This is a genomic window from Kitasatospora sp. NPDC056651, assembly GCF_042792155.1.
Taxonomy (GTDB): domain Bacteria; phylum Actinomycetota; class Actinomycetes; order Streptomycetales; family Streptomycetaceae; genus Kitasatospora.
In genome coordinates this window covers 1-14,898 of the sequence record NZ_JBHTWX010000119.1, presented here as the reverse complement: position 1 = coordinate 14,898, position 14,898 = coordinate 1, and the positions used below count along the sequence as shown (strand labels likewise).

Sequence of the window (14,898 nt, the reverse complement as noted above, 5' to 3'; positions counted from 1 at the left end):
CGGAATCCCCCGCCCGGTGGTGGGCTGGCCTCCTCCTGGCATGACCACGTGCCGAACCGGAACCCGGGGGAATCACATGGCAATCGGACGACGGCGACTCCTCGCCTCCGTCGCGCTCACCGCCCTCGCCGCGCCCGTCCTGGCCAGGGGGACCGAGACCCGCGCGGCCGCCGCCCCGGAGCGGGCCCCGGGGACGGCCGCGGGCCCGGGGACGGCCCCGGGCGCCGGGCCGCTGGTCATGCAGGTCGTCGCGCACGAGGACGACGACATCCTGTTCATGAACCCGGACCTGTCCAACTCGATCGCCGACGGCACGCCCTCCGTCACGGTGTTCGTCACCGCGGGGAACGGGACCGGCGACCCGTGCGCCTCGGTCTGCTGGGACACCGCCGGCGAGCCGCTGCGCACCTGGAACCGGCAGATGGGCGCGATCAACGCCTACTCCCGGATGGCCGGCGCCGGCGACACCGACCCGGACACCGACGAGGTCGGGCACTGGACGGCCGAGGCGTGGACGGTCGCGGGCAAGCAGGTCGAACGGTACGTCCTCAAGGACCGCCCGGTGCACCTGGTCTTCCTCAACCTCCACGACGCCAAGCTCGGCGGCGTCCTGGCCGGCGGCACCGACACCACGGTCGTCCCGGTCGGCAGCCCGCTGCCCGGGCCGTCGACCTACACGGCCGCGGACGTCGTCGAGGTGCTGCGGCAGCTGATGGTGACGTACCGGCCGACCGTCCTGCGGGCCCAGGACGACCTCCCGGACAGCCGCTACTCGGGCGACCACGCGGACCACGTCGCCGCCGCGCGGTTCGCCGGGCTGGCGGCCGGCCAGTACGGCGGCACGCTGATCCAGGTGAACTACCGGGACTACAACATCGGCGACAGTCCGGTGAACCTCGACCCGTCGGCGGCGGGCGTCAAGGGCGTGGCCTTCGCCGAGTACGCCGGCCACGACCACTCGGCGGGGAACTACTCCGCCGCCTGGTTCTCCCGGATGTACTACCGCTGGTCCCGGGGCACCTCCTGGGCCGGACTGAACCAGGACGGCCGGCCGCAGGTCTTCGTCGTCCGCGGCGGCGCCGTCCACACGTACTGGCGCGAGGCGGACGGCAGCTGGGGCGGGCCGGTGCGGATGGCCGACCCGGGCGGGTGGCTGGTGCCGGGCATCGCGGTCGCCACCAACGCCGACGGCCGGCTGGAGGTCTTCGCCCGCCGCCTCACCGACCACCACATCGTCTCGCTGCCGCAGGGCACGCCCAACGGCTGGTGGCGGGGCGGCTGGGCCGACCACGGCAACCCCAACGCCGGACTCGGCAACGAGGGCCAGGTCGGCGTGCCCGCGGTGGCCGCCGCCCAGGACGGGCACCTGGAGCTCTTCGTCAAGAACGGCGGCGGCGGCCTCAGCACCATCCGGCAGACCGGCCCGGGCGGGGTGTGGACGCCGACCTGGACGGACCTCGGCGGCACCGACCTCCAGGACCCGGTCACCGCGGTCCGCGACGGTGTCGGGACGATCGAGGTGTTCGCCAGCACCCGCACCGGAGTCCTCGGCTGGCGGCAGGGCGCCCCGAACGGCACCTTCGGCGGCCCGGCCGCGATCCCCGGCGCCCGGCCCGCGAGCGCGCCCAGGGCCGCGCTCGACCAGGACGGCCGGATCGAACTCGCCTACCGCGAGGTCGGCACCGCCGCGATGCAGGTCAGCCACCAGACCCGGCCCGGCGGACCGTGGAGCCAGTCCCCGGCCCCGCTCGGCGGACACGGGGGAGTGGGCGAACCGGCCGCGGTCACCCTCGGCGGCCGGGTCGTCCTGTTCGAACGCAACCGCCGGGGCGGCGTCAGCACCACCGCCCAGACCGCCCCGAACGCCGGCTACGGCCCCTGGCAGGACCTCGGCGGCACCTTCCTCGACCACCCGGCGGCGGTCGTCGACGGTGCCGGCGTCCTCCACGTGTTCGCCATCGGCACCGACGGCCGGGTCTACTTCCGCACCGGCACCACGGCCACCACCTTCGGCAGCTGGCAGGGCCTGCCGCTCTGACCGCTCGCCCCGGCGGCCCGGGGGGGGCCGTCCCCCCCCCGCCGCCCCCGGGCAGAACGGCGCGGCGGGCGGCCCCCCGGCCCGCCGGGGGGGGGGCGGTCGGCCGGTCGTCGCGGTCAGGCGGGGGTCACGTCCACGCGGGGGCCACGCTCACGCGTGGGCGGGGGAGGACTTCTGGGCGATGCGCTTGATGTCCTCGAAGCCCAGGCCGGCGTGGTTGTAGGTGCGCGCCATCTCCTCGTCGAGGCCGAGCGCGACGAGCTCCTTGAGCTGGGCGTCGGTCAGCGGCGCGCCGTTCAGGAAGCCGCCCAGGTCCTCGGCGTCGGCGCCGTCCTCGGTGCCCGCGTCGGCCAGGCCGCGCACCGCGCCCAGCAGCTGGTCCCCGGTCAGCTTGAGCGCGTCACCCGGCACCTGGACGTTCGGGGCCGACTGGTTGAAGGCGAGCTTGACCGGGAACTCCACGCCTGGCTCGACCTTGTCGGCGAGCTGGGCGAGGTCGAAGGTGGCGGAGGAGAAGGCGCCGTTTTTCAGGTAGAGGTCAACGCCGATCCTGCGGTCGGGCACGTCGCTCGGGGCCTGGTCCGGGAACCCGCCGAGCTGCTTGGGGAACTTGCCGGCCAGCGGCTTGACGGCCTTGTACATCTCGTCCACCAGCTGGCGGGCCGGGGCGCTCACCCGGAGGTGCTCGGCGCCGTCCTTCTTGCCCTTGTCCTCGAACGTGACGGTGCGGCCGAGCACGTCCTTGATCGAGTCGAGGATCTGGCCGCTGAACTCCGGGTCGACGGTGGGTGCGGCGCTCGGGGCGCCCTTCCTGCCGTCGGACTCCTTCGCCTGGTCCGCGAGCGCCTGGAGGTCGAAGGAGACCCACCTGCCGGACAGCACGTCCCCGAGCGGCTTCATCTCGTCCGTCATGCTCCCGCGCATGTCGTCCACCGTGGACGGGTCCTCGCCGACCAGCTTGAGCAGGCCCTTGGCGTCGACGTGCAGGTACCCCTGGGCGTCGGCCTGGCGGTACTCCAGCAGCGCGGTGCCGCTGTGGTCCGCGACCAGGTAGGACAGGCGCACCGACTTGTCGAGCGTCAGGTCGCTGTTCTTGCCGTCCTTGCCGTCCTTGCCGGCGCTCTTGAAGGCCTCGATCTCCTTCAGCGGCTTGTCGGCGGAGACCGAGACGGACACGGAGAGGCCGGAGAGCGACTTGGCGGTCTGCTCGTCCATCTCGCCGCCGCCGTGCCGGGCGGAGCCGACCAGGCCGCTGCCCTTCCTGGGTGCGCCGGTGTCGGCGAAGGCGACGATCTGCTGGGGGGTGGCGTCGATGGAGAAGGTGAAGCCGGCGGACTTGCCGTCACCGATCTTGTCGAAGGCCTTGGAGGCCTTCTGCGCGGCCGACAGCTGCTCGACGGTGCCGCAGGCGGCCAGGCCGGTGGCGAGCACGGACGCGGTGACGGCGACGGGCACGGCCCCACGGGCGGCCTTGCGGATTCCGGTGTTGATGGTGCGACTCCCCTGTTCGTCGGGCCCGTTCGGCGGAGCGGGCCGGTCCCTCCCCCTGTGACGCCCAACGCCACAGTGCCTGCACATGTGATCACATTATCGTCAACGAGTCGCACGAATTTTTGGCCGGCGCTTTAACGATTCGGGCACCACGCGATTCCGATCCCGACAGCCCCGCAGGACGCCGGCGCCCACGGGGCGGACCGGCGGTGGTGGCCGGGGAGCCACGCCGCACGCGGCCGGAGTCACGGCAGGTAGTACGTCAACAGGTCGGCCGTCAGCGGCGGGAACAGCGCCCGGTGGAGCTCCTCCTCGCCACGGGCGTAGACGTCCGGCCGGAGCCGGGCGAGTCCCTCGATCCCGTACGGGCCGAAGAGCAGCGCCGCCAGCCGGTCAGGCGCCACGCTCACGCCGCCGGCCGAACCCAGGCGCTGCATCGTGCGGCCGGTGACGACCTCCCCGGGTTCGCCCAGCGGGACCCGGTAGTGCGCGCGGTAGGTGGAGAGCGGCAGTTCGCGCCCGGCGGGGTCCAGGCCGGCGGCGGTGAGGCGCTGCCGGAACAGCGGGCGCAGCCGGTCGAGCAGCACGGCCGGATCGGGGATGCGGACGTAGTACTGCTCAGCCTCGGCGCGGGGCGTGTGGTCCAGTGATCCGTGCCAGACGGTGGCCGGCAGGGTGCCGGGCCGGTGCACCACGTGCAGCCGCGCCTGCGGCGCCGACGCGGCCACCCCGCTCAGCAGATCGCGGGCCGCCCGCTCGTCGGCGGCGGCCGCCTCGGCGAGGTGGAACCCGCCGTCGTCCACCGGCGTGGTGCGGCCCACCGCCACCACCTCGCCGTCGCGTTCGACGACCCGCAGCGTGGTCGCGTCGTGCGCCAGCAGCCAGCGCCAGCGGGCGGACGGGTGGCCCATGGCGAGGTCGAAGCCGCGCTGCGCCTGCTTCTGGAGTGCGGCCAGGAAGGGCAGGTCCGCCGCCCGGGCGGTGCGCAGCGCGGAGGCGTCCCCACCGGGTGGGACGTCGAGCACCGGCCGTGAGACCGGGATGTCGATCGCGTACTCGTAGCCGAACAGCCGGTAGAAGTACGGGATTCCGATCATCACCTGGAGGACGTGTCCGCGTGCGGCGGAGCGCGCGTGCGCCCAGCGCATCAGCGCCCGGACCAGGCCGCGGCCCTCGTACTCCTCGTCGGTGGCGACGAGTTCGATCTGCCCGGCGGGCAACCGGACGCCGCCGACGCGCAGTTCCTCGTCCAGCAGGGTGGCCGTGGAGACCACCCGGTCGCCGTCGACCACCACCGCGCAGGACGGCCAGCCCACGTCCGGGTCCTGGACGACCAGGCGGTGGTCGAGCGCGTCGTCCGGCACGCCGCGTTCGGCGAGCAGTGCGCCGATCTGCTCCAGGTCCGTCGGTCGGGACTCGCGCAGCAGCAGTCCGCCGGGCAGCGTAAAGGGCAGGGCAAACGGCTCGTCAACGGTCATTCCCGGACCTTCGCACCGGTGGTTCGTGCTTGTCCAGGGAGTTCTGCCGGACGGGCACGTGGTGTGGCGCCGTGGCGCACCCGCGTCGAGACTCCGTCGTGTTACCCGCCGCGCTTCCGGCCGTCCCGCGCGCCCGACTCCCGGAGGGTGCGCCGGGCCGCGGCGTAGGCGATGAGGCCCCACAGGACGGGCAGCGCGCCGGACAGCCGGAGGCCGGCGCGGAGGAAGGCGAGGTCCTCGTACGGCGAGGCGGGCGGTGCCCAGCCCGCCGGGTCGACCAGCACGTCGGTGGTGCGGCCGACCGAGTCCCGGCCGGAGCAGCCGGAGCCGGCGAACCGGGCGTGCGGCAGTGGCCGTCCGTCGACCCGGCGGATGTCGCAACTCCAGTTCACCGAACCGTTCCTGGACTTGGCGCGGTGGGCGGCGGTGATCTCCACCTCGGTGCGCACCCCGCGGTGGGAGATCAGCTCCGCCCGGAGGGCGGCCGCCGGGACGGTCATCAGCAGCACGCCGACCAGGACGGCCGACGCGATCACCCAGCCCCGGGCCCGGACGAACCCGATGCCGATGATGCCGGCCGCGAGCGCGAGGACGGCGGCGATCATGCAGGGGGCCTGGTAGTCGGGGTTGCTCGCGAGCAGCACCAGCCCGAGCATCAGCAGCGGCGCGACCAGTCCGGTCAGCCACGCCGTCCGGCGGACCGTCCGCGGATCCGGGTCCCGGGAGGGAGGCCGGCGCACCCGCTTCGGGGGCCGGACCACCCCTTCGGCGAGCGGTCTCTTCGGCTTCTTCCCTCGTGCCACGCTTCCCCCCGTCCGTCGTTCTGTGCTGCCCGCGACAGTGTGACCGCAACCCCTCGGCGTGCGACGGGGAGGGGACCGTCGGGCGCGGACCAGGGCGACTACCCGCCGCGACCGGGTCGGTGACGGTTCGTCATGTACTCGGCTAGGTTGTTACCGGCGAGTTCACCGAATGCTCGCCCATTGTCCCGCCGACCGTGCCGCCGGCCAAGTTGGATACACAACATCCCTCGACCCGACGGGTCCACGACACGCCCCACCGGAGCCCACATGCCCCTGTCGTCCGTTCGCCGCGCCCTCGCCGCCGGCGCCGCGGCCACCGTCCTCGCCGTGCTCGGCGCCGTCCCGGCCTCGGCCGGGGGCGCCCCGGCGACCGCGCCCCCGCTGGACGTGCTGACGTACAACACGTTCCTGATGAGCACCAACCTCTACCCCAACTGGGGCCAGCAGTACCGGGCGCAGGCGATAGCCTCGGCCGGCTTCTTCCAGGGCCACGACGTGGTCGTGCTGGAGGAGGCCTTCGACAACTCGGCCTCCGACGCGCTGGTCGCCAAGGCCTCGGCGGCCTACCCCTACCACACGCCGGTGGTCGGCCGCTCCAGCAGCGGCTGGGATGCCACGTCCGGCAGCTACAGCTCCACCACCCCGGAGGACGGCGGCGTCACCCTGCTCAGCAAGTGGCCGATCCTGCGCAAGGAGCAGTACGTCTACAAGGACGCGTGCGGCTCGGACTGGTTCTCCAACAAGGGCTTCGTCTACGCGGTGCTGGACGTCGACGGCCGCCGCACCCACGTGGTCGGCACCCACCTCCAGTCCACCGACTCGGGCTGCGCGAGCGGCCAGGCGGCGGACATCCGGGCCAAGCAGCTCACCGCGATGCGGGGCTTCCTGGACGCCAAGCGGATCCCGGCCGACGAGCCGGTCCTGCTCGCGGGCGACCTCAACATCGACTCGCACGGCTCCGAGTACCAGGCGCTGCTGGCCAACGGCAACCTCGCCCCGGCCTCCGCCCGCACCGGCTGGCCGTACTCCTTCGACACCGCGGACAACTCGATCGCCGCCTACCGCTACCCGGGCGAGCCGAAGGAGGACCTGGACTACGTCCTCTACCGGGCCGACCACGCCCGGCCGCAGCAGTACACCAACGAGGTGCTGCGGGTGCACAGCGCGCCGTGGACGGTGAGCAGTTGGGGCAAGAGCTACACCTACACCGACCTGTCCGACCACTACCCGCTGGCCGCGCACTGACGCTCCGGATCCTCCGGCGGTGTGGGATGCGTCACCCGTGACACCTCGCGGGCCGTTCGGCCCCTTACGATCCTGAACGCCGAGGTCGGCGCCGTCCTGTCGCGACGGCGCCCGCCCGGCTGCCAGCGATCCGGCCCGAGGAGAAGCGCACGTGACCACCCCCACCGCCGCGCCCGACAGCTACTACCAGCGCACCGGCGAGCACAGCTACAAGCCGACCGTCCAGGCGCAGGGCGCCTGGCACCCGGACGAGCAGCACTTCAGCCCGCTCGGCGGCCTGATCGTGCACGCCATCGACCGCTACCGGGCCGGCCGCCCCGCCGACGGCCTGGCGCTGGCCCGGATCAGCTACGACATACTCGGCCTGATCGCCCTCGACGAGTTCGAGATCACGGTGGAGACCGTCCGCCCCGGGCGCACCATCGAGCTGGTCGAGGCCACCGTGGTGATCGGCGGGCGCGCCGTGGTGCGGGCCCGCGCCTGGTTCCTCGCCGAGCTGGACACCACCGCCGTCGCCGGCACCCACGACGAGGCGCTGCCCGCGCCCGAGGAGTTCGAGCCCTGGACGATGGGCGGGGTGTGGGGCGGCGGCTACATCGCCTCGATCGACGTCCGCCGCCGGTCGAGCGGCCCGGGCCGCGCCGCGGCCTGGATCTCCAGCCCGGCCGAGCTCGTCTCGGGGGAGCCCAGCGGCCCGCACGCCTCCTTCGTCATGCTGGTGGACACCGCCAACGGCATCGCCGTGCGGCAGGACCCCACCGAGTGGATGTTCCCCAACACCGACCTGACGATCCACTTCCACCGCCGCCCCGAGGGCCCCTGGACCGGCCTGGACACCAGCGTCAGCTTCGGCCCGGCCGGGCACGGCGTCACCAGCACGGTGCTGCACGACGTCCACGGGCCGGTCGGCCGGGCCGAGCAGATCCTCACCGTCCGCCCGCTGAGCGGGAGCTGACGGCGCCCGGTGAACGGGAGCTGACGGCGCCCGGTGGTGCGGGCGTCGCGGCCCGCACCGCCGGGTGCGCCCTCAGCCGGGCAGCGAGTCCATGAAGGAGCTCACCGAGAAGACGGCGTTGCCCGGACCGGCCGGGCCGTAGCCGGGCGGGGAGGAGAGGCCGAACTCCTCCAGGGTCGCCCGGTAGGTCCGCAGCAGCCGGATGTGGTACTCCAGCGGCGCGCCCTGCGGGTTGGCCTTGCCGAGCGGGGTGGTGGGCTCGGGACACCAGGTGGTGAAGCGCGGGACGACGCCGTGCGACATGAAGAAGCGCAGGCCCTCCTCGGTGGAGGCGATCGCCTCGTCCACCGTGGTGAAGCCGAAGGGCCCGGCCATCTCCACGCCCGCGACGAAGTTGGGGATCACGTTCTCCGGCCCGAACACCTCGGTGGAGTCGAGGATCCGGCGGTGCCACTCGTCCCGGCCGACGTAGCGCTCCTTGCCCGGGCAGTAGAGCTCGAACAGCCGCTTGTCCCACACCTCGAAGTTGGGGTGGTAGATCCGCACGCCGTAGTCGTGGAAGCGCTGGACGTCCTCGCGCGGCAGCGCCTGGGCGACCACCTTGCCGATCCAGCGGCCGGGGAAGCGCTCCTCGATGGCCTTGGCGTACCGCCCGTAGAAGTCGGCCTCGTCCCGGCCGCCCACGTGCGAGGTGATCGCGCCGCCGGTGAGGGTGTACGCCTGGGAGGCGCGGGCGGTGTCGTGCTCGTCGATCAGCGCCAGCGCCTCCAGCACCTCCTCGACCGGCTTGACGCCGGTGTACGGGCGGCCGGCGGCCTTGTGCTGGCGCCAGTTGTGGTTGATGTCGCAGTACTGGCACTCCTCCTTGGCGCCGAAGTACTGGCAGACCCGGAACACCGTGAGGTAGATCAGGTAGCCCCACTGGATGGTCGGGGCGACCTCCATCACCGACTTCCCGTTGGCCAGGGTGTGCCGGTAGTAGTCCGGCATCGGCGGCAGGCCGACGTCGGCGATCCGCGCGCCGTCCAGGTAGAGGCCGAGCGTGCCGTCCTCCCCGGCGCCGACCCGGTAGGGCGAGTCCGGGTTCACCCGCACCGACACCACCGTGCGGCGCAGCCCGTACGGCCCGCCGGTCAGCACGATCTCCTCCGGCGGCCGGTTGAGCGCGGCGGCGCCCAGCTCGGGCAGGGTGCGGTGGTCGAAGGAGAAGATGAAGTACGACTTCGGCTTGACCTCGCCGCCCCCGTCGGCACCGGAGCTGCCGCTGAGCGCGGACTCGTCGAAGGCCATGCCGCCGCGCAGCAGGTCCTCCTTGATCACCGCCTCCCGGGGCACGTCGGGATAGCGCTCCATGAGCTCCTCGACGAGTGCGGTGCGGCTGCGGGTCTGGCTCTCCATGCGCGCTCTTCCTTCCTGGCCCCGTTTCCTCACGGCGCCCCGCCCATTCTGGTCCCCCTTACGCGCCCGGACGTGCGCCGGTGCCGCCGGGGAGGACCGACCCGTCCATCGTGCCCGGCCCGGGCGGGACACGAGGGTGTTCACCGGGTTGACGCGCGGGGCGGCGGGCCGGGGCGGGCGGGCTCGCCGACGGGGCGCCCGGGTGCTGGGCGGACGGATGCACGACAGGGGCACATCCAAACGCCACCCGCATGAACGTTCACCCTATCGGGTGAGGAAGATCGTCCGGTGCGATGCGGAACGCGCCTTCGCGCCTACGGTAGGGGACCGAGCGAGACGGGGCCTGAGCGGTCGGAGTCCCGTTCTTGGCAGTCGGGCTGACGACCCGTCATGACGTGATCCCCTCAGAGGAGGCTCCATGCCCCTGCGTGCCAGACCGGACGCCCCATCCGGGCCCGCCCCCACCCCGGCGGTGGGCCCATGAGCTCCCCGACGATCGACCGGATCCTGGCCGGGCCCACCGGACTGGGCACCTCCGGCCTGCAGTTCCGGCCGCAGGTCCCGGAGCCGGAGACCGCGGCGCCCGAGGCCACCGCACCGGCGGTCGCCGCACCAGCGGTCCCGGCTGTGGAGACCGCTGTGCCCGAGGCCACCGCACCGGCGGCCGCGGCGCCGGAGCCGGCGGTGCTCGCGACCCCCGGGTTCACGGTGCCGTCCGGCCACGTCCTGCCCGTCCCACCCGCCCTGACCGCTCCCGTCGCGCCGCGGGCCGCCGAAGCGGCCGGCGGCGGCAAGCCCAAGCCCGGCGACGCGATCCCCGGCCTCTACCACCACCCGATCGCCGAGCCCGACCCGGTCCGGGTGGAGGCGCTGAGCGCGAAGCTCAAGGTCTGGGCGATGGAGGAGATCGAGCTCTACCCGCCGGAGTGGGAGAAGGACTTCGACGGCTTCTCCACCGGGCGCTACATGGTGGCCTGCCACCCGGACGCGCCGAGCGTCGACCACCTGATGCTCGCGGCCCGCCTGATGGTGGCCGAGAACGCGGTGGACGACTGCTACTGCGAGGACCTCGGCGGTTCGCCGGTGGGCCTGGGCAGCCGCCTGCTGCTCGCCCACACAGCGCTCGACCCGCTGCACACCACCCCGGAGTACCACCCGGCCTGGGAGGCCTCGCTGTCCTCGGACGCGCCCCGGCGCGCCTACCGCTCGGCGATGGAGTACTTCGGCCGGGCCGCCACGCCCTCCCAGTCGGACCGCTTCCGGCACGACATGGCGCGGCTGCACCTGGGCTACCTGGCCGAGGCCTCCTGGGACGAGGCCGACCACGTCCCGGAGGTGTGGGAGTACCTGGCCATGCGCCAGTTCAACAACTTCCGCCCCTGCCCGACGATCACGGACACCGTCGGCGGCTACGAGCTGCCCGCCGACCTGCACGCGCTGCCCGCCACGCAGCGGGTGATCGCCCTGGCCGGCAACGCGACCACCATCGTCAACGACCTCTACTCGTACATGAAGGAACTGGACAGCCCCGGACTGCACCTGAACCTGCCGGTGGTGATCTCCGAGCGCGAGGGCGTCTCCCGCAAGGACGGCTACCTGAAGGCGGTCGAGGTCCACAACGACCTGATGCACGCCTTCGAGGCCGAGGCGGCGGCGCTGGCCGTGTCCTGCCCCGTGCCGACCCTCGTACGGTTCCTGCGCGGTGTGGCCGCGTGGCTCGACGGCAACCACTTCTGGCACCAGACCAACACCTACCGCTACACCCTGCCCGACTTCTGGTGACACCACCCCGCGGTGGGGCCACCCCCGCGGTGGGGCCACCTCCGGCCGGCGACGCACGGCCACCGATGACCATTCCGATCATTCCCTTGACCATCCGCTAGGAGCTGACCCATGTCCGTGACCGACGACATCACCACCCCCGGCAACGCCATTCCCGGCCCGGCCACCCCGTACCAGGGCGACATCGCACGCTACTGGGACCACGAGGCCCGCCCGGTCAACCTCCGCCTGGGTGACGTCGACGGCCTCTACCACCACCACTACGGCATCGGCGAGATCGACCAGGCCGCGATCGGGGACCCGGCCGACAGCGAGCGCGAGAAGAAGGTCATCGCCGAGCTGCACCGCCTGGAGTCCGCCCAGGCCGAGGTGCTGCTCGACCACCTCGGCGACATCCGTGCCGACCACACCCTGGTCGACGCCGGCTGCGGCCGTGGCGGCTCGATGGTGATGGCCCACCAGCGCTTCGGCTGCCGGGTCGAGGGCCTGACCCTCTCCACCCAGCAGGCCGACTTCGGCAACAGGCGCGCCGGGGAGCTGGGCATCGGCGACTTCGTCCGCTCCCGGGTCGCCAACATGCTGGACATGCCCGTCGAGACCGGTTCGGTCGCGGGCTCCTGGAACAACGAGTCCAGCATGTACGTCGACCTGCACGACCTGTTCGCCGAGCACGCCCGGGTGCTGAGCGTCGGCGGCCGGTACGTGACCATCACCGGCTGCTGGAACCCGCGCTACGGCCAGCCGTCGAAGTGGGTCTCGCAGATCAACGCCCACTTCGAGTGCAACATCCACTCGCGCCGCGAGTACCTGCGGGCGATGGCCGACAACCGCCTGGTGCCGCAGGCCGTCATCGACCTGACCCCGGACACCCTCCCCTACTGGGAGCTGCGCAACACCACCTCGCTGGTCACCGGCATCGAGGAGGCGTTCATCGAGTCCTACAAGGACGGCTCCTTCCAGTACGTGCTGATCGCGGCCGACCGGGTCTGATCCGGTAGCACCGCGCACGGCGGCCTCCCCGCGGGGTGCGGGGAGGCCGCCGTCGTGCGTGCCCGGGGGCGTCCGCTACCGCCGGGTGAAGGTGAGGTGGGTGACGCCGCTCGGGCTGGACACCGCCTCGGTGCGGAAGCGCTGCTCCAGCCCTTCGAGCCCGGCCCAGAGCGACTCGCCCCGGCCGAGCACCACCGGTACCACGACCACGTGCAGGTGGTCGACCAGATCGGCCGCCAGGAAGGCCCGGACGGTGCTCGGGCCGCCGCCGATCCGCACGTCCAGGCCGCCCGCGGCCTCCCGGGCCCGGCGCAGCGCCTCCTCGGGGGAGGCTTCGAGGAAGTGGAAGACCGTCCCGCCGTCCATCTCCAGCACGGGGCGCGGGTGGTGGGTGAGCACCACGACCGGGGTGTGGAACGGCGGGTTCGCCCCCCACCAGCCGCGCCAGTCCTCGTCCTGCCACGGCCCGCGCTGCGGGCCGAACTTGTTGCGGCCCATGATCTCCGCGCCGATGCCGTCGGCCCAGGTGCGGGCCATCGCGTCGTCCACGCCGGTGTCGCCGCCCTCCTCGCCGACCATCCGCCGGAACGTCCGGGTGCGGAAGAACCAGCCGTGCAGCCGGTCCGCGGCGTGGCCGAACGGCGCGTCGAGGCTCTGGCCCTCGCCCGTGCCGTAGCCGTCCAGGGAGATCGAGAAGTTGTGGACCCGGACCAGGGACATCGGCTTCCTCCACTGCTGGCGCCTCGGTGCGGGACCGGCCGCCGCACCCTGTTCTCGCGGGCCACGCTAACCCGGCGCCCGGGTGCCATGACGCTCCGTCACCGCCGTGGGCGTGGCGGGCGGGGCGGATGTGGATCGGGTGGAGGAAGGGGAGGGGAGCGGGGGAGAAGCGGTGCAGCCGTCACGCTATTGTCGTGCCTTCTTCATCCGGGGCACGCCCGGGTGGGCGATGCTTCGTCAGGCCGCCCGGAAGCAGGGCGGCCGACGGCCACGACCAGGGGGACCGCTTCCGATGAACGCACGCCGCACCCTGACCGGACTCCTCGCCGCCGGCGTGATCGCCGCCGCCGCGGCGCTGATCGCGACCGCCCCGGCGGACGCCACCCCCGGCGGCACGGGGGACCTGCCCTTCGGCTCCGCGACCACCGTCGGCCTGCACAACACCTACGACCCGGCCGCCTACCAGTACCTCGCCCAGGGCCTGGACACCGGCACCGGCATGATCGAACTGGACCTCTGGCCCAACATCGTGACCAGGCAGTGGCAGGTCAGCCACTCCAACCCGTTCGGCAACTCCAACAACTGCACCGCCGCGAGCACCCCCGCGCAGCTCTACACCGGCAGCACCGACCAGAACCTGGAGAGCTGCCTGGACGACGTCCGTGTCTGGCTCGCCGCGCACCCGGGCGCCGGACCGCTGGTGATCAAGCTGGAGCTCAAGCCGGGTTACTCGGCCACCTTCGGGATGGGCCCGGACCAGCTGGACGCGCTGATCGCCCAGCACCTGGGCTCCGCCGTGCTGCGCCCGGCCGACCTGCTGGCCAAGCCCGGCGGCGGAGCGTACCCGAGCCTCGACGAGGCGGTGCGGGCGGGCAACTGGCCGAGCCGCTCGGCGCTGGCCGGGAAGGTGCTGCTGTACGCGATCCCGGGCACGGTCGAGCTGGGCAACCCCTTCGACACCCTGCACACCGACGTCGAGCAGGGCCGGCACCTGCGCGACCTGGCGGCGGCCGGCCGGATCGGCCAGGCCGAGGTGTTCCCGTCCGTGCTCGGCGCCGCCACCGGTGACCCGCGCGCCCAGTACACCGGCCCGGACGCCTCGATCCGCCCCTGGTTCGTGGTCTTCGACGGCGACGCCTCCACCTACGTCAACACCATCGACACCGGGTGGTACGACAACGCCCACTACCTGTTGGTGATGACGGACGCCCACCTGGTCGCCCCGGCGATCAGCAACACCGACCCGACGGCCGACCAGGCGCGGGCCCGCACCGAGCAGTTGGCGAAGGCGCACGCGAGCGTCGTCTCCAGCGACTGGCGCAAGCTGTCCTCGGTGCAGTCGCTGGTGCTGCCGCGCGGCTGAGTCCGCCGGATCGGCCCGGTGGCTGACCAGGTCAAGGCACCCGAGGGTACGTCGAGTTGACCGGAGGTGAAGAGTCGGAACGGGGCTTCCGATGGCTCCGCCCGGTCGTCATCCTGGTTGTCATGAACCGAACTCTACGCGCGTGGAAGACCCGTGTCGCCGCCACCGCCGCCGTTGCCCTGGTCACCCTCGTGCCGATCGCCGTCGCCACCGAGGCGCACGCCGCGGTGAGTGGCTCGGTGTGCCTGTCCGCCCTGCCTGCCCAGGCCCACACCACCCTCGACCTGATCGCCTCCGGCGGTCCCTTCCCGTACAGCCAGGACGGTGTCGTCTTCCAGAACCGGGAGGGCGTGCTGCCCTCGCAGTCGACCGGCTACTACCACGAGTACACCGTGGTCACCCCGGGCTCGCCGACCCGCGGCACCCGCCGCGTCATCACCGGCAAGCAGTACCACGAGGACTACTACACCGCCGACCACTACGTGACCTTCCGCAAGGTCGACTTCGGCTGCTGACCAGGCCGCCGCCGCACCGCAGGACCCCCGGGCCCCGGCGAAGCACCCCGCGCCGGGGCCCGGGCGCGCATCCGCGAGCAGGCCGACAGCGCGAAGCGGCGCCGGGCCCACCGGCCCCGC

The 14,898-nt window shown here is 73.1% G+C and carries 12 protein-coding genes; 7 read left to right on the top strand and 5 right to left on the bottom strand.

Going from position 1 to position 14,898, the window contains the following annotated elements; genetic code table 11:
• Positions 1–76 precede the first annotated feature (76 nt).
• Entirely contained in the window at positions 77–2,038 is a 1,962-nt protein-coding gene (locus tag ACFRAR_RS32645) for a PIG-L family deacetylase (RefSeq protein WP_380702853.1), read from the top strand.
• Positions 2,039–2,188: 150 nt separating this feature from the next.
• Here the strand turns inward: ACFRAR_RS32645 and ACFRAR_RS32640 are convergent, their stop codons facing one another.
• The 3 genes from ACFRAR_RS32640 to ACFRAR_RS32630 form a co-directional block, all read right to left on the bottom strand.
• Positions 2,189–3,493 (bottom strand): hypothetical protein, encoded by a 1,305-nt coding sequence (locus tag ACFRAR_RS32640; protein ID WP_380702851.1) that lies wholly within the window; start codon positions 3,491–3,493, stop codon positions 2,189–2,191.
• A 281-nt stretch (positions 3,494–3,774) separates the two neighbouring features.
• Positions 3,775–5,007, bottom strand: coding sequence for a GNAT family N-acetyltransferase (locus ACFRAR_RS32635; protein WP_380702849.1), 1,233 nt, complete (start codon positions 5,005–5,007; stop codon positions 3,775–3,777).
• A gap of 101 nt (positions 5,008–5,108) precedes the next feature.
• The gene (locus ACFRAR_RS32630) at positions 5,109–5,810 is read right to left on the bottom strand and encodes a hypothetical protein (RefSeq protein WP_380702846.1); all 702 of its coding nucleotides are present in this window, start codon (positions 5,808–5,810) and stop codon (positions 5,109–5,111) included.
• A 267-nt stretch (positions 5,811–6,077) separates the two neighbouring features.
• Here ACFRAR_RS32630 and sph point away from each other — a divergent pair, with 267 nt between their 5' ends.
• Together sph and ACFRAR_RS32620 are read left to right on the top strand one after the other, a co-directional pair.
• Entirely contained in the window at positions 6,078–7,055 is a 978-nt protein-coding gene (sph, locus tag ACFRAR_RS32625) for a sphingomyelin phosphodiesterase (RefSeq protein ID WP_380702844.1), read from the top strand.
• A gap of 151 nt (positions 7,056–7,206) precedes the next feature.
• On the top strand, positions 7,207–8,010 hold the full coding sequence (locus ACFRAR_RS32620) for a thioesterase family protein (RefSeq protein ID WP_380702841.1): 804 nt from the start codon (positions 7,207–7,209) through the stop codon (positions 8,008–8,010).
• A 72-nt stretch (positions 8,011–8,082) separates the two neighbouring features.
• On the opposite strand, the gene ACFRAR_RS32615 is transcribed toward ACFRAR_RS32620, so the two are convergent.
• Positions 8,083–9,408, bottom strand: coding sequence for a radical SAM protein (locus tag ACFRAR_RS32615; protein WP_380702839.1), 1,326 nt, complete (start codon positions 9,406–9,408; stop codon positions 8,083–8,085).
• A 480-nt stretch (positions 9,409–9,888) separates the two neighbouring features.
• Between ACFRAR_RS32615 and ACFRAR_RS32610 the strand changes: the two genes are divergently transcribed.
• Entirely contained in the window at positions 9,889–11,190 is a 1,302-nt protein-coding gene (locus ACFRAR_RS32610) for a family 2 encapsulin nanocompartment cargo protein terpene cyclase (protein WP_380702837.1), read from the top strand.
• A 111-nt stretch (positions 11,191–11,301) separates the two neighbouring features.
• A complete protein-coding gene (locus tag ACFRAR_RS32605) occupies positions 11,302–12,180 on the top strand; it encodes a geranyl diphosphate 2-C-methyltransferase (protein WP_380702835.1) in 879 nt (292 codons plus the stop codon).
• Between the two features lie 75 nt (positions 12,181–12,255).
• Here the strand turns inward: ACFRAR_RS32605 and ACFRAR_RS32600 are convergent, their stop codons facing one another.
• Positions 12,256–12,900 (bottom strand): dihydrofolate reductase family protein, encoded by a 645-nt coding sequence (locus ACFRAR_RS32600; protein WP_380702833.1) that lies wholly within the window; start codon positions 12,898–12,900, stop codon positions 12,256–12,258.
• A gap of 292 nt (positions 12,901–13,192) precedes the next feature.
• On the opposite strand from ACFRAR_RS32600, the gene ACFRAR_RS32595 reads away from it, so the two are divergent.
• A complete protein-coding gene (locus ACFRAR_RS32595) occupies positions 13,193–14,263 on the top strand; it encodes a phosphatidylinositol-specific phospholipase C domain-containing protein (protein ID WP_380702831.1) in 1,071 nt (356 codons plus the stop codon).
• A gap of 122 nt (positions 14,264–14,385) precedes the next feature.
• Positions 14,386–14,778 (top strand): ribonuclease domain-containing protein, encoded by a 393-nt coding sequence (locus tag ACFRAR_RS32590; protein ID WP_380702829.1) that lies wholly within the window; start codon positions 14,386–14,388, stop codon positions 14,776–14,778.
• The last annotated feature ends 120 nt before the right edge of the window (positions 14,779–14,898 follow it).